This window comes from Microcoleus sp. w1-18aA5, from assembly GCF_036701705.1.
Taxonomy (GTDB): domain Bacteria; phylum Cyanobacteriota; class Cyanobacteriia; order Cyanobacteriales; family Microcoleaceae; genus Microcoleus.
The window spans coordinates 18120-43006 of the sequence record NZ_JAUPTE010000055.1 but is presented as its reverse complement, the minus strand read 5'-3'; the positions used below and the strand labels follow the sequence as shown (position 1 = coordinate 43006).

The window sequence follows — 24887 nt, the reverse complement described above, 5'->3', positions numbered from 1 at the left end:
GATAGTCTAGATGGAAGCTCATAATGGTAAATGTATTAGTATGTACATTTTACACCATAAACTCAGGAGAGCCGTTTAGTCTATGCGAGTGATATTAATTCCGCCCCTCATCGGAATTATTCATCTCTCTGGGATCTCCCTCTGCGTTCTCTGCGTTCTCTGCGGTTAAATCATTCCGATGCAACCGGAACTTATCTGACGAAGTGGCGGTTTTTCTTGTGATGTATCCTAAAAAATTATAAAAATAACATTTAGTAGTCACAGTGGAAAGCGGTTGTACTGTACTTGCCTTTGTGAACCATAAAACCTCTACAACTATTACCCAGCAAAGTTATTTAAACGCCCGCTTTCCCCTTCTCCCCTTTTGCACCTTGCAAAGCAAAAATCGGAGTTTGAGCAGATTTCCCCTTCAGAGCAACAGATCCCAAAGCCTCGCAAATGAAGTTTAGCTCGATCGACTCATACACCCTTTCAGCAATCAAAATTTGGTTTTCCCCCGCCTTGCTCATCAACCGAGCCGCCGTATTCACCGTATCGCCGAGGATATTAAACTCCCTACGCCCTCGCGGTTCCCCAACCTCAGCAGCAAACACCGGCCCCCGCGACAGCCCAATTTGACAGCTTACTTTTACTTCTTCACCCGCGATAATTACCAGAGGCCAACCTACAATCAGATCTCGGATTGCAATCGCCGCACTAGCCGCGCGGCTGGCATCATCTGTGTGAGCGTCAGGTACGCCAAAATAAATCAGCATATCCGAACCGTCTAAGTGCGCCGTTACTTTTTGCAACACGCCCCCTTTAGCTGAGACTACAGCATCAATCGACGCAAACACCCGAGAAAAAGCCACTATCAGATTGACTTCTTCCTCCAGCGAAGCTTTGTCCACAGACTCCGGTAAACCAATCAAGTTGACAAACATCACCGTCGGTTCAGGAAAATCCGGCGGAATTTTCCGCCTGTCTGCATTTTCCACCAGCAGTCTCAGGATAGTTTTGGGAATATAACTAGCAAGGGGTTCAAGCCGATTCACAGCTTCCCCGATTTCTTTTACCAAGCCCGCCACGCTGCGATCGAGCAAGACCGAACTCGGCATCCGCCGCCCAGTCAAAGTGATATCATACTCTCCGAGTCGATCGTCCGTGAAATCGTCCGCCACCAAAAAATAACCCGGTTTCCCGGGTTCAAAACGAAATTGCTCTCCCAAAGACTCTCTAGCAGTTTCCGTCACACACACCCGCCCCACAGTTCCAGAACCCTCAGCTTGCTTGGCTTGCTGCACTGAATGCCCCAGCAGTACGTGAGCCATCCGCAGCGGGGTACCGATGTCAGCACTAATATAGCGGCCGCAGTGGATGCCCACCCGCATCCTCAAAGACAAAACACCCCGCGCCGTTTCAATATTGGCAAATTCAGCCATCGCCCGCTGCATCCGCAAACCCGCCCGCACCGCCCTGGCTGTATCCTCTTGGTAAACTCCTGACAGAAACTGCACCAGCATCGCATCTCCGGTAAACTCCAGCAAATCCCCGCCCGATTTGCTGACAATTTCAATCATCGAGGCAAAATAGTCGTTAATCACGCCCAGCAGGCTTTCAGCTCCCTTGCGCCCCTGGGTCGCATTCGCTTCCAACAGCGAGGTAAACCCTGCCAAATCCGTGAACAGCAAGGTGCCTGTTTGCCACTGGTAGCGCACCTCGCCCGGATTGGGCGGAGATTCGGACACGAGCCTCGGTACGTAGTCGTGGAGGATGTAGCGCAGAGTTCGCAGGTGCTCGAAAACCCCCATGAGCGTTGCCGGGGAAGGATCTACCCACGCAGCAGCGTACAGTTGAGCCGAAAGGAGCGATCGCAGTCGCAGTTCGATCGCAGCCAAGGGAGGATTGTAGGTTAATCTATTAATAATTTCCACCTAAGTTTATTCTTAAAAAATAGGGTAAGTTCTATCGATCGAGAGCCCACACCAGTAACTCGACCTATACCATTATGATAAGTTTCCAGTGACTCCATATCAGCCAAACCCAGAACCCACTATAGAAACTTCCGAAAGTCACAGCTTGCTAGCTCCCGATTTGATCCGAGCTGCTCGCTCTGCCTATGGTATGTATCTGAAAGTGCATTCCGATCAGATGCAGCGTCCGGCGGGTGTAGTTGTCAGTCAAGGAAGCGATCGAGGCCAGATAATTTTTGCTTCGCAGCCGATTTTATTGCCCGGTGAACGTTTTGTTACTTTTGAGGAAATTGAATCTCAAATGTATTAATTGCTAATTGGTCATTGGTGGTAATTGGTAATTGATAATTGAGCATTGGGCATTGGGAATTGATAATTAGTCACTAATATTATGTCCGCTCGAACTCTCGCACTAAAATAGGTTTCTAGTGAAGAGCCATGTTTTCAGGATTTTATGAAAACTTGCCTTCTTGACTATTAATACCTTTTATGATGGGTAATTGACCGTACAGGCTCTAACAACTGACAACTAACTATTGAGAAGTAACAAGTGATACATAACCCCAGTCAACAGTGAACAGTCAACAGTGAACAGTCAACTTAATGGAAATTATCTTTAATTGCCTTGTCATGGCGATCGTCTTTATTGTCGGAGCGGCTATTGGCAGCTTTCTAAATGTGGTAGTTTATCGGTTGCCTGCGGGTTTGTCTGTGATCAACCCTCCTTCTCGCTGTCCCAAATGTTTAAATCAACTCAGAACTTACGAAAATATACCCGTTTTCGGTTGGCTGTGGCTGCGGGGACGCTGCAATCACTGCCGGAGTCGGATTTCGGCCCGTTATCCACTGGTGGAAGCAGCTACGGGTTTGCTGTTTTTGCTAATCTTTTGGCGGTTTGGCGTAACAGTGCAAACTCTTGGTTTTTGGACTTTGTTTAGCTGGCTGTTGGCTTTGTCTTTGATTGATTGCGATACAATGACTTTGCCTAATTCTTTAACTCGATCGGGTTTGGTGCTCGGATTGGTTTTCCAGGTGGCGAAAGGTTGGTGGCCGACATTTAGTTTGATCGACTCGGTACACTATCTGGTACTCGACGGGATCGCGGGAGCAGTTGTCGGGTTGTGGCTGTTTGATGCGATCGGACTCGCCGGGACGATCGGGCTGGGGCAGAATGCTATGGGGGCTGGAGATACCAAATTAGCCGCCTTGATGGGAGCTTGGCTGGGCTGGAAATACTTGCTGCTAGCGGGATTTATTGCCTGTATAGCCGGGGCTTTTGCTGGTGGCGGGGCGATCGCTATCGGGTTACTCGATCGGCGTCAACCCATGCCTTTCGGCCCGTTTCTGGCTCTCGGTACAGCAATTACTGCTCTGTGGGGCGAAGCGATCTTATCTACTTACTTGCAGTTGTTTTTCCCGAATTTTAGTTTCTGATCTGCCGGTAGTCAGGCGCGATCGAACATAATATTGTCTCAAAAATTGGTAAAATTGTTCCGTGTCTTGGATTACACTTAAAACCACTAGCTTTCGTTGGGAAGCGGAATTAATGCAGCAGCTCCTAGCAGCTCATGAAATCCCAGCCCGGATTGTAGACTTGGGCATAGCATCTTATTTGGGTGCTGGAAGTGCTACAGCCCTGCAAGTTCTTCCAGAACACCAGCGAACAGCATCGCTCCTCATCAGTCCCATTGAAGAGGACAATACTCAGTAGTCAAGTCTGTTCTTTATTGTCAGTTGTTATGGGTTATTAGTTATTAGTTATTGGTAGCAGCTAACAACTCACAAATAACAACAGTCAACAGTCAACAGTCAACAGTCAACAGTTAACAGTTAACAATTACCAAGTTTTAATGTCTCTATTTGATTGGTTTGCAAATCGACGAAAATCAGTACCGAACTCCCAAGAACGGCCGGAACGAGAAATTGCGGACGGGCTTTGGAATAAATGCGAAGCTTGCGATGCCCTGAGTTATACCAAAGACCTGCGAGCAAATCAAATGGTTTGCTTGGAATGCGGGCATCATATCAGAGTTTACAGTGACGATCGCATCGAACAGTTGATCGATCCCAATACCTGGGTACCCATTAACGAAGGACTGCACGCCACAGATCCCCTGAAATTTCGCGACCGCAAAAAATATAGCGATCGACTCCGAGAATTTCAAGAAAAAACAGGCCACCTAGACGCCGTAGAAACAGGCATCGGCAAACTCGAAAATTTGCCAGTCGCCCTCGGGGTCATGGAATTTCAGTTCATCGGCGGCAGCATGGGCTCAGTTGTCGGAGAAAAGCTAACTCGCCTCATCGAACACGCCACGCGGGAACGCTTGTCCGTGATCATTGTCTGCGCTTCCGGTGGCGCAAGAATGCAAGAAGGAATGCTCAGCTTGATGCAAATGGCTAAAATTTCCGGGGCTCTGGAACGCCACCGGGAAGCGAGACTGCTTTACATCCCGATTTTGACCCACCCGACCACCGGCGGCGTCACCGCCAGTTTTGCCATGCTGGGAGACATTATAATTGCAGAGCCAAAAGCTACTGTGGCCTTTACGGGCGGCAGGGTAATCGAACAAACTCTGCGGGAAAAGCTGCCGGAAAATTATCAAACTTCCGAATACTCCTTCGCCCACGGTTTTGTAGACTTGATTGTACCCCGGACTCAATTAAAGAAAACTCTCGGTCAGCTCATCAGCCTCCACCAGCCCCAGCCTTTCTTGGCAGGCTCGGAATTCCCCGCCCTAGAAGCCAGCGATAACCACGCTTTGCCCCCGCAGACTCACGCTTTCAAGCTTTCTCCCTAAGCTGCTGCGCCGGATGATTGTCTGTTGGTGAGTCCCGGCACAGAGGGAAATTGCTGAGGAATTGCGAAAAAGCCGGGTTCTACCAAAAATATTTAGTTTGGTAACGAGACGTTCACGCAGACACCGGCTTTTGAGCCCCGCGCGCGCAAGTGCTATTGGTAATAACGACGCAGCAGTGGGATGATATTGATCGGAAGTTGATTGGCCCTGAAGTTAGGCTGGGCAAAAATGCCTAGTCGCAGTTAGCGGTTAGTTAGCTTGCGATAGATCAAACAAAATCTCAGAACAAACTAACAGAACAAGCTAACAGCGCTTTCTAAAATTGTCCGGCTTTCAGTTAATAGCCGTCAACTCAATTTTGACCTGTCAGCGACCTAAAAATTATGGGTTTTGCAGACCTGTCCATCGCAGAAATAGCAGAGGACTTCAACGTCCCTGTTGAAGAAGTTATCCGCTTGTGCGATGAGTTGGAAATTGCCTACAAGCACCCTCAAACCCGTTTGGCTTTGGAGGATGTTAAGGCAATTATGTCCACTCTCGAAAAAAGGCGCGACTCAAAACTTCTTGCAGATTAGATCGCAAAATTCCTCTACCTTTAAAGGTATGGCTGCACAAACTTTCGCCAGTTGTTGTAGAAAGAGGGAATTTTGAACACAAATCTGTTTGCCAGGTATGATCTCTTAGCGTTCAATAATTTGCCGGATTTTTTTAAGGAGAACCATGCTTAAAAGATATTTCATTGCTCTGACCGCTGTATTCTTGACATTTCAGTTATTTGTCAGCAGTGCGATGGCTATCGAACTGAGTCCTGAACTTCGCACTCTGCCTTTGAATGACAAGGGTACTCCAGTGGTGCTGAGCCTCAAACAAGTTGAGCAAGGCAAACGCCTGTTCAATTCGGCTTGCGCTCAATGTCACGCTGCGGGCATGACCAAAACTGACCCGAACGTGAATTTGAGCCCGGAAACTCTGGCTTTGGCCAACCCGCCCCGGAATAATATTGAGTCGCTGGTGGACTTTATGAAAAATCCCACCACTTATGACGGGTTTGAGGAAATTTCGGAACTGCATCCGAGCATGAAGAGCGCGGATATTTTCGCTGAGATGAGAAATCTCTCGGATGACGATTTGTACGCGATTGCCGGTCACATTCTGTTGCAGCCAAAAATTGTCTCCAAGCAGTGGGCTGGTGGCAAAGGCGCTCGCTAATCGATTTTAGATTTTAGATTTTGGATTTTGGATTGGGAGAGGGCTGAAGTTCGGCAATAATTGCTGGCTGGTGGTTTTTCGCTCTAAAATCTGAAATCTAAAATTTACCTCCGGCTCATTGATTATCGCAAAAGGTTGTAGTCCCTCATGCTGCGTCGTGGTGCTTTTGTCTGCTTTCTGTTGGGGATGTTAATTATTTTGCCCGTGCTGTTGGCTCCTCAACCTGTTTTGGCTGCTGCCGATTCTTACGTGAATAGGTATTTACAAGCCAGCGAACCTGTGGCTCTGGAGTTGGACTCTGAGGGACATACTCGCTTGTTTTCGGCTCAGGATTTGTCTGCGGGCAAGGTATTGTTCGAGCAAAATTGCTTGAATTGTCACGTCGGAGGAGCTAATTTGCCTGATCCGACGATATCTCTGTCTTTGTCTGATCTCAAGGGGGCAACGCCTCCCCGCAACAACATCAATAGTCTGGTGGGGTATCTGAGAGAACCGATGACTTATGACGGTACTGAGGAGACTTTTTGGTGCCGCCAAGTGCCGGAAAGCTGGATGCCACAGGCTGAGATTGAAAATTTAGCTGCTTTTGTGATCCGGGCTGCTCAGAAAGCTCCGGGCTGGGGCGTGGAGAATTTTGAGAGTTGAATGGCCACTGCCAAAAAGTGGTAAATTACTCGGAAGAAGGCGATACGACTGCGCGATCGCGCCTGTTTTAACAGGTAAAATATCTAAAGAATCACCCTTTGCGTGTCCATTAGAGGAGAACTGCGTTGAAAAGACTCTTATCGATCGCCCTGTTAGCGATCGCAATTTTTACCGTCGGCTTTGGCCGCCCTGCTTTGGCAGGAGATGCCGCTAACGGAGCTAAAATCTTTAGCTCCAACTGTGCTGCTTGTCACATCGGTGGCGGCAACGTGGTTATGGCTATGAAAACCTTGAAAAAGGAAGCTCTTGAGAAGTACGGCATGAATTCTCTGGAAGCTATTACCACTCAGGTAACTAAGGGCAAAAATGCTATGCCTGCTTTCGCCGGCCGCTTGAAGCCCGAACAAATCGAGGATGTAGCAACCTACGTGCTCTCGCAATCTGAGAAAGACTGGAAAGGCTAAACTGCTTCATTGAAGTCGGACAAGCTGGGCGGTTTTGATTTAATTTAAAACTTGTCCTCCGATCGCACCCTCTCTCACCCTTTGGCGAATAAACATCGGTTTGCAGCGATCTTAACCTATTTGGGAAAGCGCGCCAGAAATCCAATTTTTATTAGCTCAAGGGTGAGGGAGGGACATTTTATTTTAGATTTTAGATTTTAGATTTTAGATTTTAGATTTTAGATTTTAGATTTTAGATTTTAGATTTTAGATTTTAGATTTTGGATTTTGGATTTTGGATTTTGGATTTTGGATTTTGGATTTTGGATTTTGGATTTTGGATTTTGGATTGAAGAATTGAAGAATTGAAGATTGCTAAATTCTGATTTTGTATAAATTGTCAAGCACTTTATATTAAGATTTATTGTGGTGGCGCTTCCAAAATTAAAAGTGTGTGCTAGGATATAACCCCTTATTAGCAAAGCCTTGAAATCCAAATTAAAGTCAATCGGGGATCTGGAATCTACACCTGCCATGAACGTAAAAACATCAGCAAAAGTTAAAACTCTCGGAGACGCTGCATCTGGAGCGATTGAGAAATATTTCCGCAAAAGTATAGCGCACGAGGCTGAAGTTATCAAAGACAAAGACGCGGAAGAACTTCATCAAATGCGCGTGGGATTGAGACGTTTGCGATCGGCTGTGACTGGTTTTGCTCCGGTTTTAGATTGGCCAAAAGAGGCTTCTGAACGTAAAATTGGTAAGGTGGGGCGGATTCTGGGAACGCTCAGGGATTTGGATGTGATGCTCGAAAGTCTCCAAAACCGCTATTACCCGAATTTGCCCACTGACGAACAGAAAGTTTTGGATAAGGCTTTGTTGAATTTGCTCAAACAGCGCCACCGGGCTTTGAAAGGGGTGAGGGCGATTTTAGAGCACAAAAGCTACGAATCGCTGAAGCAGTCGATCGAGGATTGGCTGGAAAAACCGAAGTTTCAGGCGATCGAACATTTGCCAATTGCTGAGGTTTTGCCAGATTTACTGTTACCTCAAGTCAGTGAGTTTTTCCTGCATCCGGCTTGGCTATTGGGTACGGAATATGAGGATGGTAAAGTTAAAGTTGTTGATGATTTAAATGCTGAGACTGTCGAAGAGAAGTTAGCAGCCGAGGGAACTATTCTGCACGATTTGCGGAAGCAAGCTAAGCGAGTTCGCTATTTGATGAATCTGTTTGGAGATTTTTACAGCGAGACTTACGAAGTTTATGTCGAAGATGTGAAAGCTGTTCAGGAATGTTTGGGCGATATTCAAGACAGTGAAGTTTTAGGCGAGTTTCTGACAGATTTTGTCGAGCGTGATCTGAAAAAAGAGTTGCCGAAGTTGGCTGGTTTGTTGGCCGCAAATCGCTATGCAGCTTGGCAAAAATGGCAGGTTTTGCAGCGCCGGTATTTGAGTTCGGAAATTCGGCAAGGTTTGCGATCTGCTTTAATTCATCCTGTGGTTAAAGATGCTGTTAATGGAAAGTTGCCCCAGGAAAGTTAGGTTTTTCGGGCCCAGAGAATGCGATCGACTGGCGGGAGGGACTAAAAGAGGGATATTTGTAGGGACACGGCATTGCAGTGTCCTTCATTTTGTAACTCAATAAAGGGCGATCGCGCTTTGGGATAGGTTCAAGAAAACATCTTAACAATTATTCTTTCCAGTAACATCGTTTTCGGTTGCATCAGAATCATAAAATCGAGTCAACAGTTAACACTCACATATTCAGTTTTTCGACTCCTCCTTCTACAGTCAACAGTCAATAATCATTCCGGTATAACCGGAATTGATATAACGAGTTAAAATCCGAATTACTTCACCAGGTGAAGTAAAAGAAAGGACGATAGCGTTTTTTACCATACCAAGTCACGACTGCAACCACTTCATAAACTTATTCGTCACAGTACCAATAGATTCTCCCACTTGTTTCTTCAACCGCCACCGCTGAAACGCTTCTTCGTAATCTTCCCCTTCAGTTTGATAAACATTCCAAGCATTCAGCGACAATCCCAAGCCCCACGTGAGTAAAATGAACAGTGACCAAGAAAGCTCGTGCGAACCTGCTAGGTTAAACAAAACTAGAAAAGTATTGATAATTGCGTACTTTGTCACATTTTTCTGCAATTTGCGACGACGGTAAGAGTTAAAAACCAGCTTTTCTTGAAATTCTCCTCTACTTGCTAACCATTGCTGTTCCGCCGCTACAATATCCTGTTCGGAAATGCCCAATTCCGCTGCAATCTCGAAAAGCTGCACTCTGGATAATTCCCCTTCATCCTGTCGCCGCGCGATCGCAAGCTGTAAAATACCCTGAGCATCCTCTGAACCGTAAATGTGATTTATTTGACTTTCATTTGTCGCCATAACAGGTTTCCGATAATTTCTCACATCCTTTCTATGATAGATATAGACGCAGTTAAACGACAGGTAGTGACATTGGCGGATTTCAACACCCGGACATTTGAGTGAGCGAGACTCCTGACTATGGGAGGGGAAATCGAAGAACCGATATATTTCCCCAAATTGCAACTAACGGGACTTAAACAAATTTTAAGCCCAAACAAAGCCTAAACTGGCTTTATAAGCGGAGAATACGTCCCAATTTTGGTTCAACCATTTCACAAACCTAAAAGATATGGCTGTCCGAAATGCTTCGAGTGCATAGCGTAAAAGTGTTTAAAGGTTTGTTTGCCCATCTGCGCCTTAATCCTCCTGTTAAGGTATGCCACAAAATGAAAGTGTAGGCACAAAACACCATAATAAAATGTCTTTTAAGGCTGCTTTCATCTCTGACTTGATATTCATTTAACCCCAAGCAGCCCTTGGCTTCCCGATAGAAAACTTCGACCCAATTTCTTTGTGAATAAGTTTTTACTATCCACTCCTCTGTAGCTGTTGATAAGTCAAAATTACTCATCAAATAATCTATTTCAGTCGCGGTATCGAAAGTCTCTGCATTCATGACGATGGCTATTACTTTCTTACCTGTGCATTTTGATAACTCGACTTCTTGAATTGCTACCCATACTGTTCTCGGTCTTTCTAGAGCGAGTTGTATGGGAGCATCCCACTTTTGCAGTCAGTATAAATACTCAGACTATTGTCTGGCTAAGCTGATGGCATAATATAGCAAAACCATTTGATTTGTAAACAATCGATTCAATCATCACAAGCGTTTCAGGTTGTTCTACATTCACAACTCAAATAGACTTGCTATAGAAAGCAGATAAATTACCATAATCCAAGTTCGCATGACCCCAGAAGAACAGCAGAAGATCAAAATAAATCTCCAAGAAATAGCAGAGATCCTTTATAAGAATACCCCAGTAGACAATCTACAAAGCTTTGAATCCGTAGAACTGAGTGTGAGAGAACATTTAATTGAGACAGTAGCACCAGAAATTAGCGTTTTTTTTTTCACTCGGCGGGGGGAAAAGGTTCGGGTAGAAAAAGAACCATAAAAAGTTGTGTAGGAGAAATAACTATATCGAGTAAACAAGCCCAAAGGCTGGGAATAAAGAAGGGAAGTCGTCTGAGTTTTAATTTGGAAAAATGTTGTTTATTATTAGTGGGAAATGAATCTTTTGCCAATGCCGAGAGAGACCTCAAAATGTTGACAGGAATTTATGTACCGCACAGTACACAACATCGACTATTAGAGCGTTACGAATTCTCCTCGGCTCAAGCTACGGAGCAAGTAGAAGCATTGAGTATAGACGCAGGAAATGTCAGACTGAGAACTCATGAAGGAGAAGAAAGTATCTGGAGGAACTATAAGGCGGTTAAGGTACATCGCCTTTGTAGGGGCAGCTTTTTTCCAAAATAATCCAGATTTAGTGGCATGGGTAAATAGGCAACCTCAAAGTGAAGCGATAACCTGCTTGGGGGATGGTCATGATGGGGTGTGGAATCTGTTTAAGCAAATTGGGACTCTTGAGAAAAGAAGAGAGGTACTCGATTGGTATCAGGGGAATAGAAAATCTACATAGAGTAGGAGGTTCGCTCAAACGATTGAGGAGAGCGAAGAACCAACTGTGGCAAGGAGCAACAATAGAAGCTATAGCTGAATTTATAGGAGTTAGAGCTAAAGAAAGTAAAAATTTCCAGAATTATCTCCGAAAACATCAGTCAAGAATCCCAGATTACCAAAATTATCTTTATTCAGGGTATTGATATTGGTTCGGGAGCTGTAGAGTCTTTAATTAAACAGATTGGAGCAAGAATTAAGATTGTAGGTGCACAGTGGAACGAAAAAAATGTGCCTCAAATTTTAAGACTGAGATGTGCATATTTAAATAACGACATCAAGATCGGTATTTCTGCTTAGTTAAAAAGCGGGATGCTCCCCTTTCTCATACCATCTTAGATTAAAGGGTTAAATAATTGAGAATGACTGATTGTGTATTGGTTTGGAGCACGGGCCTAGAGTTGCATTTTTTTAAACTTGTATCACAATCGATAATTGGGTATAAATATCTAAAACTGCCCAAACAACAAAAAGCAAGCTGAACGTTAGTAGATTCGATTCAATTGCTCGCCTGCGATAACTCACACAATATAATAGAAGATAGATTTTTAGTATAGGCGAGATTCCTACCTTGACTACTCCGATTCCTCAAAACTTTGTGCAAACGATCGCCAAACAGCGCGGTGTCACAGATGCCGAGTTAGAAACTGTGTTTATGGCTCTCGACGGTCAATCTACAGCGACCATCGCCACAAAGCTTGGCATTAGCGACATCGCCGTTCGCAAAAGACTCGGCGAAGTTTACAAAAAGTTTCAGATCGGGGGGAACGGCCCTGGAAAGCTTTCGGAATTGAGGCATCAGTTGCTGTTTTCATACCACATCGATCAGGGAACGAGCGCTTTTAGTGGAGGTAAAGGCTCTCTATTGAAGATGGCGATTGGACACCGACAGGAAGATTGGGGCCAAGCACCGGATGTTTCGGTTTTTTACGGACGGACTGAAGAATTAACTACTTTAAAGCAGTGGATTGTATCAGATAATTGTCGCGTGGTAGCGCTGCTTGGTTTGGCAGGTAGCGGCAAAACAACTCTGTCGGTGCAGTTGACAAAACAGGTACAGAATGAGTTTGATTTTGTGATTTGGCGATCGCTGCGATCGACACCAACACCATCCGACTTCCTAGGAAGCTTAATTCAACTTTTTTCTCACCAACAAAAACCCGATGTACCCATCGACCTCAACAGCAAAATTTCGCGCTTGGTCGAGTATCTGCGGAAACACCGCTGTCTGGTAATTTTAGACGATTTTGAAGCGGTTCTCAGACCAGAAGAATTAGCGGGACACTACCGCGAAGGCTGCGAAGGATATCGAGATTTAATTGTGCGGCTGTGTGAGGTCAATCACAATAGCTGTTTACTGCTAGTTAGTTCGGAAGAACCTACAGAACTGGCTTTGCTGGCGGGAGAAAAAGTGCGGTCTTTAAAACCTGCTATTTCCGAGGAAATAGCGCGGGAAATTTTCCAAGAAAAAGGTTTGTCGCCTCAAGATCAAGAGTTGGAAATCTTGTTATCCCGGTACGGAGGCAATCTGTTAGCATTAAAGATTGTAGCGACAACAATTAACGAGTTTTTCGAGGGAAATGTTTTAAAGCTTTTGGAAGCAACGGCGTTATTTATTGAAGAACATATCAGCAATTTGCTGGCGCAGCAGTTCGATCGAATGTCGAGTTCCGAACAAGATATTGCCTACTGGATTGCTATTGCTCAAAGCCAGATTTCCCTAGCAACTTTACGAGAGCAGATGTTCGCCAATTCATCGCTTTCGGATTTGCTAAAAAATCTCGATTCTCTGGGTCGTCGCTCGCTGATTGACAAAATTAGTGAGGGCGGGGAAACTGTTTTTCTGCTTCAGCCTTTGATCGTGCAATATGTGACGGATAGATTAGTCGATCAGATTCGAGCGGAGGTTTTGGAGACGGTTAAGACCCAAGGAATAGAAAGGATGCGGCTGTTGAAAACTCACACATTGAGCATCAACATTGCTAAACGGAAAGGGGATAAAGGCGAACCAAGTCGCTCTATTTTAGCATTAGTAAAAAATAGGTTGCAAGTTTTGTTTGTGAAGACGACAGGCTTTGAAGAACCGCTAAATATCTTGAATAAAGTAGCCTCTGATCTCGATGATAAATCGATTCTTGAGGTGGGATATGCTAGGGAGAATTTGGCGCAGATTATTTCAGAAATTCAGTGCTAAGGATCGCGAATTAAATAACTTACAATTTTAATTGTTATTGTGGGATGGGCGTCCCGCCCGTCGAAAAAGGACGGGCGGGACGCCCATCCCACTTTCAAAAGTGGAAGTTATTTAATTCTCATTTCTAACAAAAAGGCGATCGCCCTTTGACAAAAGCGATCGCCCAATTTTCAAAACAAACAGAGTTCGATAAAATTATTTGACAATGCCAAAAACCGATGCAGATTCAGACCCTGTAATTTTGTCCAAAGCAGGCGATTTTTGAGCTTGAGCAATTTTGGGAACCAAAAGTTGATTCGCATAAATCCGAGGATTTTGTTGAGCAATTTGGATGTAAGATTGGCGGACTTCTGCGTTGACTGCGACAGTCTTGGCATCGTAGACTTGCATCGCCATGTTGGGATAAAAACCAATGCCGACAATCGGTATCAAAAAGCAAAATGCGATCGCCACTTCCCGAGGTTTAGCATCAATAAACGGTGCATCACCAGGCAAAACGCAACTATTACCAAAACAAACCGCTTCATCCAGATTGTTTCTCTGATTCTGCAGATTTAGATCCTCAAGGTCGCAAGCAGCTAGGGTGCCACAGTTGTAAAATAACTGTCGCAGCATCGAGAGCAAATAAATCGGCGTCAAAATCAGTCCTACAGCAGCCAGGAACACTGTCACCGCGCGGAAAGAACCGCTGTACATATCGCTAGTTGCGACGCCCACAAACACTGAGAGTTCGCTAGCAAAACCGCTCATGCCGGGGAGTGCCAAAGATGCCATCGCGCCTGCGGTAAACAAGGCAAACACTTTCGGCATAACTTTCCCAATCTCGCCCATCTCGTCCATGATCATTGTATGGGTGCGATCGTAAGTAACGCCAGCCAGGAAAAACAATACGGAGGCGATTAAACCGTGGGAAATCATTTGCAACAGCGCCCCGTTGATTCCCAAATCAGTGAAGGAAGCAATACCCAACAACACGAATCCCATGTGAGAAATCGACGAATTCGCTAAGCGGCGCTTCATGTTCGATTGGCCGAAGGAATTCAGCGCGCCGTAGATAATATTGACTACGCCGAGCACCGCCATAATCGGTGCAAAGTAAACGTGTGCTTGGGGAAGAAGTTCCAAATTCAGGCGAATCAGTCCGTATCCGCCCATTTTCAGCAATACGCCGGCCAGAATCATCGATACGGGAGAAGATGCTTCACCGTGGGCATCCGGTAGCCAAGTGTGGAAGGGGAAAATCGCCAGTTTCACACCGAAGGCAATCAGCAATCCCGCATAAAGGAATAATTCTAAACCCAGTGGGTAGTCCTTCAAGCCTAGTTCTACCATGTCGAAGGTGGGGGTGCCTCCGCCGTAGAATGCCATTGCTAAGGCAGCTATCAAAATAAAGATGGAAGCGCCTGCGGTGTAAATCAAGAATTTGGTAGCTGCGTAGCGACGGTTTTGTCCGCCCCAAATCGAGATTAGCAGGTACACCGGAATTAGTTCGAGTTCCCAGACAATGAACAGCAGCATGATGTCTTGGGCGACGAACACTCCTATTTGTGCGGAGTACATCACCAGCATTAGGAAGTAGAAGAGTCGTGGCTTGCGATCGACTTCCCAGGCTGCAAAGATTGATAGCGTCGTCACCAATCCCGCCAACAGTACCAACGGAACTGACAGTCCGTCAACGGAAACAGACCAGTTGAGGCCTAAAGAAGGTATCCAGGAATATTGCTCGACGATTTGGAAAGTAGAGATGCTCGGATCGTAATGAGTCCAAAACACCCAGCACATTAATACAAAATCTGCAATACCTACGACTAGGGCATACCAGCGCACGGTTTTGCCGTCTGTATCCGGCAGAAAAGGGATCGCGAGGGAAGCTACCAGGGGTAGGATGACAATTGCGGTCAGCCAAGGAAATTGATCCGCTATCATAGTGAGAATAAATACTTAGTTGGAAGTTACCAAAATTATAATACTAAATTTAATTAAAACTTAAGATTTATTCATAAATATTTTTTATATGTAGGGCGTGTCATTAATTAGGTTGGTTGACAAAACAGAATTAACGTGTAGTGAGTAGCGATCGGAGGGTTAAGCCAACCAAATGACTGATGCTGCCAGTAGCGCCGTGTCATCGGGTTTTCCTGAAGCTTGAGTGAGCGATCCGAACCCTACGCACATTCGCCAGCTTTTGTCAACTCTTTTAATTGATGACACACCCTAGATAAACGCGAAGACATGTGTCACGAATTGCTACACACGTCAATTGATTGTCGATTTTTGATTTTTGATTTTTGATTCAGGACTTACGAACAACAAAATATAGCGTTTTGTAGGGGCAATCTGCCTGTGGTTGCGCCTATTCTGGTAGATGGTGGGGTAAGTCCTGTGTATTAAGGGCGCAAATTAGCTTTCAATCAGCGTTCAATCTGGATCAACTCCCAATTCGCGCAACTTAGCCACCCATCGTTGAACCCTTTGGCTTTCCTGGTCAGCCCTTTGTCTTTCTTGCTCAGCCCTTTGCCTTTCTTGACTCTGCTTGTTCTCAACTCCACAGCAACAAATTACCTACATCATCCCATCAGCGCAGCCAGTTCATGGTTTGTCCCAACCTTTCCCCCGACCAAATCCCCAGATATAGTTCCAGTTGTGGAATCCACACCCGCCCCTGCTCATTGGGTGAATGTAAAACATACCGCCCATCTTGCAAATAGCGCACTTCTAAAATACCTTCGTAGGGGTCATAAGTGACATAAGTAGGTACTTAAAGAATCTGTTCGTAAAAGTGGAGTTTACCATAGGGCGGAGTGGCTCTGACCGATAGTCCTCCTCCCTCTGCTTCCGAGAGAAACTCCATCACGATCGCCACATTAGCACCATCAGTATGAGGAGTATAACTACGGCGAATTACTCCCTCTGCTAAAGGATGCACTTGTGGCACATAAAACCAGTCTGGAGCTTTGACAACAATCTTTTTATTGACTGTGGCGACTAACCCCAAATGAGAGGCAATCAGCATTTCTGGCTGGATAAATTCTGCGGCTCCCCGTGTATCGGTGAGAGCATCCGCGAGAGAAGGTTGTTGAGTATTTTCCACCGGATCGTCGGGTAATACGAAGTTAGCTGCTAGGGGTTCCCAGGTGACGGTTGGTTTGGCTTTGAGAGACGGAGCTTCGAGTACGATTGTATTAACCTTCAACCAGAAATGTTGATGTAAATTTATCTATATTAACTCAAGTTGCTAGTTTCTGAATGGGATGGGGCGGGTTTATCTGATTTGTCGGTGGGTGTCATATATTTCGGTGAACCCGCCCCTACAATTATTTATGTTATGCCTGGGAATTGTCACCCTTGATTTAAAACATCGATTTTAACTAGATAAAGAGAAAAGCCGATCGCCAAAAGATGCAATTAAAGTGCGATCGACTAATTGCGAGAGCCATTTTTGCGGTATACCAGATTCTCCGTAAAAAGCCCCAGCCAACTGTCCGTAAACCGCACCAGTTGTATCCGCGTCATCGCCCAAATTCACAGCCAACAAACAGCCTTCAGCAAAAGAAGAACTGTTGTAAAATGCCCAAAGTGCCGCCTCCAAAGACTTGACAACATAACCACTACCCTGAATTTCAGGAGGTTGTCGCAATTTAAAAGAACCCGCCGCAATCTCATCAATCTCTGCCACCAGCGGATTTGCTGCCCAATAGCCACCAATCGGACAATATCTTTCCGAAAGCAACACATCTTTAGCAACCCCATTCACAGCCCCCGCAATTAAATTACCAAAATAGCGGCAAGCATCCACACAAGTAGCAGCAGCGTGAGTAGTTCTCGAACTTTCTCCAGATTTATCTATGACTTCCAAAAGATTTTTCGCATAAAACAAAGGCACCGGAGCCAAACGCATAATCGAACCGTTGCCGGCAGTCCAAACATCGGTAGAACCGCAGAAAGGTTTTCTTGTATCTTCAAAATTCCCAAGAGCTTGCTGCACAGTATTTCCAATATCAAAACATTCACCAGTGCTGCTCAAATGTCCGTCTTTACTCCACCGCAGATATGTTTCTAATTGATGGACTGGATCGAAACCTTGTTTCTCAATCAAACTTTCAGCCAAACAAAGCGCCATCGAAGTATCATCCGTCCACTCGCCCGGTTTTAGTCGAAACGGGCCACCGCCAACCATATCGTTAATAGGCGCAAACGTTCCGGGGCGATGGAACTCTAAAGTTGTTCCGAGAGCATCGCCAACTGCTAAACCGAGAAGACTGCCGCGATAACGTTCTATTTGCTGCATATAGTAATGGGGAATTGGGAATGGGGAGTTGGTAATGAGTAATTCAGGATTTATGCACCGATAGAACAAACCGGGTTGTTTACCGAATCTGTCGGTTGCAACGAAGTATTTTTGTAAAAAAACCCGGTTTCTAGACCCCCATGCGTAAGTCCTATAATTGTCTAAAGTGCGCGCGGAGTGCCCTGCTAATGACTAATGACTAATGACCACTCAGGCTAATATTGATGTTAACCTGTCCATACCCGAACTCAGACCTGTCCATGACACCCGATGTTTTCCCCGGAGCCGCTGCGGAACCGGCCCCTCAAGCGACACCCGAAGTCAGCCTTGATATGCAAGTCCGCCTTAAAACAGAAGATGGACAGCTACTACTGCTACTCCCCTCAGAAACTAACACCAGTGAATTACCAACAGCCACGGCCTCGACTTGGACTGAACTTTGGCAGCAGCTAAAAGTCAGACTGAATGCAGGAGAACGCTTTTGGCAGGCAAATGCCGAAGTACAATTGATGGCGAACGATCGACTTTTAGATATCCGCCAACTACAAGAAATCGCTGATGCCCTCTCCGAAGTGGAACTGCAACTCAAACGAGTCCACACCAGTCGCCGCCAAACCGCCGTTGCTGCTGCTACAGCAGGCTATTGTGTAGAACAGCAGCCTCCGGTTTCTTCCCTGAATAAAGCCGCAGCCGAAAAACCGCAATCCCTGGCGGAACCTTTATATTTGCAGATGACAGTGCGATCGGGCGTAGAAATTCGCCATCCAGGCACGATCGTACTTTTGGGAGACGTAAATCCCGGCGGCTCAGTCATCGCCGGAGGCGATATCCTAGTTTGGGGCCGTTTGCGGGGAGTCGTGCACGCCGGTGCCGGTGGCAATACCAAAAGCGTGATTATGACCTTGCAGATGGAACCGATGGTGATTAGGATTGCTAAGTATGTTGCCAGAGGCCCAGAAACCTCACCCGCTCAGTTTTTCCCGGAAGTCGCCTATGTGACACCTCAAGGGATTCGGATCGGTAGAGCCTCTGATTTTGACAAATCGCAGTTAGTCGGGGGTAATGAGTAATCGGTAATTGGGAATTGGTGATTGGTAATGAGTAATTAGGAATTAGTAATGAGTAATTGGTAATACTATTTCTCTTTAAGTCTGCACTTGATAATTTTTCCCTTGGCTAAATCAGCCACTAAAGGACAATTTCAAAATTAAGTGCAAATTAATATATAATTAGTATTACAAGGAGAGTTGTGAGTGTTGAGTTAATTCACTGGATAACAGATTGCTGCCAAATTACTAAAGAATAATTGCTAAATATAAACCAACAATAAAACCAATTATCAATTGCCAATTACCAATTACCAATTACCAATTACCAATCACCAATTCCCAATAAATCTAAAATCGCTTATGGCTCGCATTATTGTTGTTACATCAGGGAAAGGCGGGGTAGGAAAAACCACCTCCACAGCCAATCTCGGCATGGCTTTAGCTAAGCGGGGACGCAACGTTGCCGTAATTGATGCCGATTTCGGTCTCAGAAATTTAGACTTGCTGCTGGGCTTAGAAAATCGCATTGTTTACACGGCATTAGAAGTTCTCGCTGGAGAGTGCCGATTAGAGCAAGCTTTGGTGAAAGACAAGCGGCAGCCGCGCTTGGTGCTGTTGCCGGCTGCCCAAACTCGGATGAAAGATGCCATCAGCGCTGAGCAAATGAAGCAGCTTGTGGGGATGTTGGGAGCGAAATACGACTATATTTTGATCGACTCTCCTGCTGGAATTGAACAAGGTTTTCAAAATGCGATCGCCCCGGCTCAAGAAGGGATAATTGTCACCACTCCCGAAATCGCTGCTGTCCGCGATGCCGATCGAGTCATCGGCCTGCTGGAAGCCAACAACGTCAAGAAAATCAACCTGATCGTCAACCGGATCAGACCCGCAATGGTGCTGGCAAATGATATGATGTCGGTGCAAGACGTGCGGGAAATCCTCGCCATTCCGCTGTTAGGCGTGGTTCCCGACGACGAGCGCGTCATCGTTTCCACCAACCGAGGCGAACCATTAGTATTGTCGGAAACGGCCTCTTTAGCTGGAACTGCCTTCGACAATATTGCCCGCCGCTTAGAAGGCGAAAAAGTTGATTTTCTAGATCTCAATCCCCGTCGAGAAAACTTTTTTACTCGCCTCCGCAAGTTCTTAAATACTAAAATTATGTGATGTGCTGCAATATTGGCGATCGATCTTTAACAGCAGCGACCGCATCACAAAAACTAGCCCAAATTTTCTCCCCGTGACACCAGTTCCCAAAAAGAATGAAACTGTAGGTCAACTTCAAACCATTAGGGAATGAGTGATTCCCCAATCGAAAATCGAAAATCGTATAACGTTTTCTATGCCTAACCCTTGACAAACCAGCCTGACCCATGATACACACACTTCTCGAACGACTTTTCCCGCGCACCCCTGACAACAGCCGCGACGAGGTAAAACGGCGCCTCAAACTGGTTCTAGCCCACGATCGCTCAGAACTCAGCCCAGAAATGGTTGAGTCTATGCGCCGAGAAATTCTAGAGGTGGTGTCTCGCTACGTGGAAATCGATACCACCGGGTCTGAGTTCTCGCTGGAGAGCGACCAGCGGGCCACAGCACTAATTGCAAATCTCCCGATCCGGCGAGTCAGGATCGAGCATCCACCGGAGAATTTGCCCCAGAATTTGCCCCAGAATCGGCCCGAAAATCGACCCGAATATGTACCGGAGTATGTAGTCGAAATTCTCCCCGACACTACAGAGTGATAGGGATTGAGATTTTATTGTCAGGCAAAGAGTTCGATTCGAGCCGATCGGCATTTAAATTAAACTATAGCAACCGCTTTCGTCGGTTAGAAAATAGACTACAATTAGTGGCCAGTTTTGCAGAGCGATCGCGCAGACTTTGGGGCACAAACTGTAAATTTATACCTCCTTCATCAGGTCATCCGAGCGATCGAGTTAAATGGCATGAAGAAAATCGAAGTTGCTCAAGCTTTGGGAATCCGTCGCAACACCATCGACGCCACAAGTCGATGGTATTGCAACGCAGGAGACTTCCCAGCGGAGCGCCTTGTGGAAACGGCCTGCTAATGGTCACGGGCATCACAAAACAGAGCCAAGTTCCGAGACTTCAAAATAAATACACAAGCACAATAATCCAAGCTGAGATCCCACAACTGTGGGAGGCAGGGCATGATTGCTTGGTACTCATACAAAAAAAATAATTAAGAGTTGTAACCCCTATTGACATCGGCACAGTTAGCTAATATTCTTATTGTTTAAGATTTAAAATTCTCCAACTATTTCCATCAAAAACTTAAACAAAGTTTTCAAGTGCGGCTCCCTCCATAACCACTTCTAATAAAGAGGAAGATTGAATCATGGCAGTATCTCTCACCAAAGGACAACGGGTATCACTTGAGAAAGTTTCACCCGGTCTCTCAGAAGTATTCATAGGACTGGGATGGGACGTTAAAGCTACAGACACGGGTTCTGACTTTGACCTAGACTCATCATTGTTCCTCTTAGGTGCTAATGAAAAATTAATTTCTGACAATCACTTCATTTTTTATAACAATCTCACAAGTCCAGATCCAGACAAATCCGTGCAGCACATGGGAGATAATCTCACGGGGGCCGGCGAGGGGGATGATGAAGTTATCAAAATCAACCTCAAAAAAGTGCCTAATGATGTCCAAAAAATTCTTGTAACTGTAACCATCCATGAAGCACAGCAACGCCGTCAAAATTTTGGTCAGGTGCAAAATGCCTTCGTGCGGATCGTTAATGCCCAAACACAACAGGAAGCTGTTCGCTATGACCTTGTAGAAGATTATTCCATAGAGACGGCACTGATCATGGCTGAACTTTACCGGAAAGACGGTGAGTGGCGTCTCAATGCAGTGGGAGCCGGCTATCAAGGTGGTTTACAAGCATTACTCGATCGCTATAGCTAAAAGGTAAAACACATGGGAATTAACCTACAAAAAGGACAGCGCATCTCGCTTTCCAAAGAAGCGCCAGGGCTAACAAAACTGATCTGCGGATTAGGCTGGGATGTGGCAAAACGCTCCGGTGGGGGTTTGTTTGGGGCTTTTAGCAGTGCTCCAGATTATGACTTGGATGCCTCAGTGATTTGTTTAGATCGAAATGACAAAGTGAATGATATGACCAATATCGTTTATTTTGGCAATCTCTCCCACCGTTCAGGAGCTATTACGCATCTAGGTGATAATCTGACTGGAGCGGGAGAGGGAGATGACGAGCAAATTCTCGTCGATTTATCTCGAATTCCCTCGCAAATTGTCAAACTGGTTTTCACAGTTAACATTTACGATTGCATGGCACGCAAGCAAGACTTTGGACAAGTTCAAAATGCGTTTGTGCGTTTGGTTAATACGTCTAATAATCAAGAACTCGCAAAATATAACCTATCAGGTTCTGAATACAAAGGCATGACGGGGATGCTGATGGCAGAAATCTACAAGCATAATGATGAGTGGAAAATGGCAGCCATCGGTAACGGTGTTAAGGTTAATGGGTTACAGGAACTTGTGAAAACCTATGCTTAACAACTCGCTCAATACCTAGATGCTTTCTACTTGCTGGAATCAGACACTGAATCAATGTCTCTGTACGATCGCCTAGACTTAACCAAACACAATCGCCAGCTAAAACTCCCCCTCTCTCAACGGCTAAACCTGACTAAACCCCCCAAACTCCGTTGTCAGGGCTGTCGTTCCCGTATCCGGTCTGAGTGGGAGTTTTGCCCTTCCTGTGGAGGAGTTCTAAGGGATAAAGATAGCGATTTTCGCCGTTGCATTTGGGTAGATGTATCAGGAATGGATGTCGCACCCGAAAATAAAGAAGCGATCTTTTCCCTGTTGATGGACGCCTTCTCCAAACTCTACGGCGCATTTAGAAGCATCAAAGTATTTTTGACATCTGATCCCCCCGATCGCAAAGAGTGGGGCGAAGATTTTACTCATGTTTATATATTCGTGGATAGCCAGCCGGTTGACTATCTCGGCGTGGCTAGCTTCAAATCGGGAATGGTTACAGATCGGGCGATTATTCGGATTGACCAAGTATTCTATGCTTCTTGCAATGCCAGCCTTAGTCTCAATCAACTATCTAACTTAATTGCAAATACCATTGCCCATGAAATAGGACATACACTCGGACTCGATCATTCTGCACTTCCGACCGATGTCATGCACAATGGACTCGTTCATACTGTTCATAGCTTAATGCCTCCCTCATTTCACGCAGAGCAAATAAACTCAATGAACAATGCTATTCGCAGATATAAAGCCTTGAATAATTGATTGGCTAGAACCCTAAAATAGCTGAATTTAGAGATCGAATTCCCCAGGATTAATGCCTACAGCATGGCAAGCTTCTTTGACAACCTTCTTTTCATCTTTGTCAAAATTACCATCTGCACCACCGATAATAATGCCAATTTGGATGACTGCACGACCTTGATCTAGTTTTTTATTAAGTTTCCCTATCGCTTGGATAGCCTCAATTTTACCAAAATCGAAGTCCTGTGAGAGCTTCTCACAATAAAAATCAAATTTTTGCTTTAACTCCGACGCCGGAAAAATTTGGAGTGTTTTATTGGAAATTATTAGAGCCGCCGTTTTTTGTCTTTCCTCGGTATTGATAGTGCCATCAGCAGCCGCAATCAATGCACATATTGCCATGGAGGCATCAGCAAAATCATTGTTTTTAAACTTGGAAATATTGGTTTGCAGAGAATCATTGATTTGTGATACGTTCTGCTTTAATTTCTCCCAGAAAGTCATTTTTTCTCCTGTTTGGTGAATGAGATATGATGTTTATGACCGGAGTCATAGTAATCTAAGCTGCTTTTAACTTGCCAAGCAATTGCCAGACCCTGTAAGACCCTTAAGTTGATGAATTACACTCCTGTAGTGTATCATGGTTCTTGAGTTTTTAGATTAATCAAGTCAATCTTCATAACTAATCGCTCTTTCACAGGTTTGTTCGTGGTCTATCTTACTTAATAATTAAGCGCTCTTTCCAGAGTATCTTGTAACTGAAGTTCTAACGGTCGGTCAGAGCGAATTTTCAAACCAGGTAAATCGTGTTTGACTAACGTTTTTTCGCCGGTTTCAGCAGTTGCCAACGGCCAGAGTACCCAGCGGCTGCCAGGGGAAAGAGTGCTTAAACTTGCAGAGTTTTGAGTCAGCCAAATTATCGGCAGTTTCGACCGATTATCGATCGCATCTTCCCCAGCATTAACCGCCGCTAAAGTTTCCAAAACTACCCGGTTGCCCGAAACGAGTCCAGTCGCGGCCGTCCAAAGTTTGACGTTTAACAGGCGCTTGCTAGCATAGAAGTAAAGAGACGCAGCAACTGTCACGGCTCGTTCAAATTCTTCTGGCTGCCACGCCGCAGCGCTGTCGAGAGCAATAATAATTTCTTGACCGCCGGCTGCAACTTCTAACTCTCTCACCCGCAGTTCTCCGTAGCGGGCGCTGGTGCGCCAGTGAATCAGGCGGGTCGGGTCTCCGTGGCGGTAAGGTCTCAGGTTGCGGGTGAGGCCTTCGGTAGCAGTTTGCGCTCGACTGCGATTGTAAAATTGCGGGCTGTCTTCTTGACCGATGCGATCGATCAAAGGACAAGTGCTCAACGGCAAAACCTTTGGATACACAACCGCCACCGCTTTGACTGGGCGGCTGCGTCTGCACCAAAACAACCCTAAAGGTGCCGCCGTCCTCAAGTTTACCTCTTGCCAACGATAGACGCCGCGCTGCCGGACTTCCAGATAGTATGTATCCCTGTATATACTGTTCGGCTCTATGACTTCGATCGGGCGGACAACCGGTTCTCCCAATACAAACGGCAAGATGTCTACCACTTGCAAGAGAGTCTGAGGTTGGCGGGCGCGATTTTCGATTTCTAGTTCGACGGTGATTTGATCGCCCGCACTCACCGGTTCGATCGGGCGGCGACGGACTTCCAGCGAACGGAGCGATTTTCCCGGCAAAACCGCCGCTACTCCCAACAGCGCCAAACCCCCACCGCTGAGCACGTACAGCCACCCAGACATTGTATTAGTCGCCGACCCAAAAAAGAAAACCGTCATCCCCGACAGCAGCCAACCCGCGTAGGCAGGGGTAACAGCACGATTTTCGAGCCAGTCGGCGATTTTGTGACCGATGTTCATAGGAGTTGAAATTGTTAATTACTCGATCGCCCCATCCAGCCTAATTGTAAAATATTCTCA

The 24887-nt window shown here is 45.7% G+C and carries 23 protein-coding genes and 3 pseudogenes; 18 read left to right on the top strand and 8 right to left on the bottom strand.

Annotated elements, in window-relative coordinates:
- Nucleotides 1-335 precede the first annotated feature (335 nt).
- Nucleotides 336-1913 carry an adenylate/guanylate cyclase domain-containing protein gene (locus Q5691_RS19085; RefSeq protein ID WP_333216849.1) on the bottom strand — a complete coding sequence of 526 codons (1578 nt, stop codon included), beginning with the start codon at nucleotides 1911-1913 and terminating at the stop codon, nucleotides 336-338.
- A gap of 88 nt (nucleotides 1914-2001) precedes the next feature.
- Here Q5691_RS19085 and Q5691_RS19080 point away from each other — a divergent pair, with 88 nt between their 5' ends.
- The 9 genes from Q5691_RS19080 (at nucleotide 2002) to Q5691_RS19040 (ending at nucleotide 8592) form a co-directional block, all read left to right on the top strand.
- A complete protein-coding gene (locus tag Q5691_RS19080; protein WP_333216847.1) occupies nucleotides 2002-2262 on the top strand; it encodes a hypothetical protein in 261 nt (86 codons plus the stop codon).
- A gap of 293 nt (nucleotides 2263-2555) precedes the next feature.
- On the top strand, nucleotides 2556-3386 hold the full coding sequence (locus Q5691_RS19075) for a prepilin peptidase (protein ID WP_333216845.1): 831 nt from the start codon (nucleotides 2556-2558) through the stop codon (nucleotides 3384-3386).
- 61 nt (nucleotides 3387-3447) lie between these two features.
- Nucleotides 3448-3663, top strand: a complete 216-nt coding sequence (locus Q5691_RS19070) for a hypothetical protein (protein ID WP_333216843.1) — start codon at nucleotides 3448-3450, stop codon at nucleotides 3661-3663.
- 139 nt (nucleotides 3664-3802) lie between these two features.
- On the top strand, nucleotides 3803-4753 hold the full coding sequence (accD, locus tag Q5691_RS19065; protein WP_333216841.1) for an acetyl-CoA carboxylase, carboxyltransferase subunit beta: 951 nt from the start codon (nucleotides 3803-3805) through the stop codon (nucleotides 4751-4753).
- A gap of 383 nt (nucleotides 4754-5136) precedes the next feature.
- A complete protein-coding gene (locus tag Q5691_RS19060) occupies nucleotides 5137-5328 on the top strand; it encodes a translation initiation factor IF-2 (protein ID WP_333058460.1) in 192 nt (63 codons plus the stop codon).
- A 145-nt stretch (nucleotides 5329-5473) separates the two neighbouring features.
- The gene (gene psbV, locus Q5691_RS19055; RefSeq protein WP_190663569.1) at nucleotides 5474-5962 is read left to right on the top strand and encodes a photosystem II cytochrome c-550; all 489 of its coding nucleotides are present in this window, start codon (nucleotides 5474-5476) and stop codon (nucleotides 5960-5962) included.
- 147 nt (nucleotides 5963-6109) lie between these two features.
- Nucleotides 6110-6607, top strand: a complete 498-nt coding sequence (gene psbV2, locus Q5691_RS19050; RefSeq protein ID WP_333216839.1) for a photosystem II cytochrome PsbV2 — start codon at nucleotides 6110-6112, stop codon at nucleotides 6605-6607.
- Nucleotides 6608-6732: 125 nt separating this feature from the next.
- Nucleotides 6733-7071: a cytochrome c6 PetJ gene (gene petJ / locus Q5691_RS19045; RefSeq protein ID WP_333216837.1), complete on the top strand. Its 339-nt coding sequence runs from the start codon at nucleotides 6733-6735 to the stop codon at nucleotides 7069-7071.
- 513 nt (nucleotides 7072-7584) lie between these two features.
- Nucleotides 7585-8592, top strand: a complete 1008-nt coding sequence (locus tag Q5691_RS19040; protein ID WP_333312147.1) for a CHAD domain-containing protein — start codon at nucleotides 7585-7587, stop codon at nucleotides 8590-8592.
- A 363-nt stretch (nucleotides 8593-8955) separates the two neighbouring features.
- Here the strand turns inward: Q5691_RS19040 and Q5691_RS19035 are convergent, their stop codons facing one another.
- A complete protein-coding gene (locus Q5691_RS19035) occupies nucleotides 8956-9453 on the bottom strand; it encodes a 2TM domain-containing protein (RefSeq protein WP_333346336.1) in 498 nt (165 codons plus the stop codon).
- Between the two features lie 186 nt (nucleotides 9454-9639).
- A pseudogene (locus Q5691_RS19030) lies at nucleotides 9640-10147 on the bottom strand (IS701 family transposase); the annotation flags it as partial.
- Between the two features lie 193 nt (nucleotides 10148-10340).
- Between Q5691_RS19030 and Q5691_RS19025 the strand changes: the two are divergent.
- Both Q5691_RS19025 and Q5691_RS19020 read left to right on the top strand, forming a co-directional pair.
- Nucleotides 10341-11416 (top strand): annotated as a pseudogene (locus tag Q5691_RS19025) (ISKra4 family transposase).
- A gap of 271 nt (nucleotides 11417-11687) precedes the next feature.
- Complete coding sequence (locus Q5691_RS19020) at nucleotides 11688-13310, top strand: NB-ARC domain-containing protein (protein WP_333346333.1); 1623 nt, start codon at nucleotides 11688-11690, stop codon at nucleotides 13308-13310.
- Nucleotides 13311-13505: 195 nt separating this feature from the next.
- Here the strand turns inward: Q5691_RS19020 and Q5691_RS19015 are convergent, their stop codons facing one another.
- The 3 genes and pseudogenes from Q5691_RS19015 to Q5691_RS19005 form a co-directional block, all read right to left on the bottom strand.
- On the bottom strand, nucleotides 13506-15236 hold the full coding sequence (locus Q5691_RS19015) for an NAD(P)H-quinone oxidoreductase subunit 4 (protein ID WP_333346330.1): 1731 nt from the start codon (nucleotides 15234-15236) through the stop codon (nucleotides 13506-13508).
- 492 nt (nucleotides 15237-15728) lie between these two features.
- A pseudogene (locus tag Q5691_RS19010) lies at nucleotides 15729-16488 on the bottom strand (Uma2 family endonuclease).
- Between the two features lie 186 nt (nucleotides 16489-16674).
- Nucleotides 16675-17598, bottom strand: coding sequence for an ADP-ribosylglycohydrolase family protein (locus Q5691_RS19005; RefSeq protein ID WP_333346327.1), 924 nt, complete (start codon nucleotides 17596-17598; stop codon nucleotides 16675-16677).
- A 260-nt stretch (nucleotides 17599-17858) separates the two neighbouring features.
- On the opposite strand from Q5691_RS19005, the gene minC reads away from it, so the two are divergent.
- From minC to Q5691_RS18970, 7 genes are all read left to right on the top strand, one after another.
- Nucleotides 17859-18668 carry a septum site-determining protein MinC gene (minC, locus tag Q5691_RS19000; protein ID WP_333215118.1) on the top strand — a complete coding sequence of 270 codons (810 nt, stop codon included), beginning with the start codon at nucleotides 17859-17861 and terminating at the stop codon, nucleotides 18666-18668.
- 339 nt (nucleotides 18669-19007) lie between these two features.
- Nucleotides 19008-19814 carry a septum site-determining protein MinD gene (minD, locus tag Q5691_RS18995; RefSeq protein WP_006635273.1) on the top strand — a complete coding sequence of 269 codons (807 nt, stop codon included), beginning with the start codon at nucleotides 19008-19010 and terminating at the stop codon, nucleotides 19812-19814.
- A 206-nt stretch (nucleotides 19815-20020) separates the two neighbouring features.
- A complete protein-coding gene (minE, locus tag Q5691_RS18990) occupies nucleotides 20021-20392 on the top strand; it encodes a cell division topological specificity factor MinE (RefSeq protein ID WP_333215120.1) in 372 nt (123 codons plus the stop codon).
- A 117-nt stretch (nucleotides 20393-20509) separates the two neighbouring features.
- The gene (locus tag Q5691_RS18985) at nucleotides 20510-20719 is read left to right on the top strand and encodes a hypothetical protein (RefSeq protein WP_333215122.1); all 210 of its coding nucleotides are present in this window, start codon (nucleotides 20510-20512) and stop codon (nucleotides 20717-20719) included.
- A 290-nt stretch (nucleotides 20720-21009) separates the two neighbouring features.
- Nucleotides 21010-21585 (top strand): TerD family protein, encoded by a 576-nt coding sequence (locus Q5691_RS18980; RefSeq protein WP_333083448.1) that lies wholly within the window; start codon nucleotides 21010-21012, stop codon nucleotides 21583-21585.
- A gap of 12 nt (nucleotides 21586-21597) precedes the next feature.
- The gene (locus Q5691_RS18975; protein ID WP_333224978.1) at nucleotides 21598-22200 is read left to right on the top strand and encodes a TerD family protein; all 603 of its coding nucleotides are present in this window, start codon (nucleotides 21598-21600) and stop codon (nucleotides 22198-22200) included.
- A gap of 270 nt (nucleotides 22201-22470) precedes the next feature.
- Complete coding sequence (locus tag Q5691_RS18970) at nucleotides 22471-22956, top strand: matrixin family metalloprotease (RefSeq protein WP_333215130.1); 486 nt, start codon at nucleotides 22471-22473, stop codon at nucleotides 22954-22956.
- A 27-nt stretch (nucleotides 22957-22983) separates the two neighbouring features.
- Here the strand turns inward: Q5691_RS18970 and Q5691_RS18965 are convergent, their stop codons facing one another.
- Both Q5691_RS18965 and Q5691_RS18960 read right to left on the bottom strand, forming a co-directional pair.
- Nucleotides 22984-23439, bottom strand: a complete 456-nt coding sequence (locus Q5691_RS18965) for a TerB family tellurite resistance protein (protein WP_190657273.1) — start codon at nucleotides 23437-23439, stop codon at nucleotides 22984-22986.
- A 218-nt stretch (nucleotides 23440-23657) separates the two neighbouring features.
- The gene (locus Q5691_RS18960) at nucleotides 23658-24827 is read right to left on the bottom strand and encodes a DUF58 domain-containing protein (protein ID WP_333312126.1); all 1170 of its coding nucleotides are present in this window, start codon (nucleotides 24825-24827) and stop codon (nucleotides 23658-23660) included.
- Nucleotides 24828-24887: the final 60 nt, after the last annotated feature.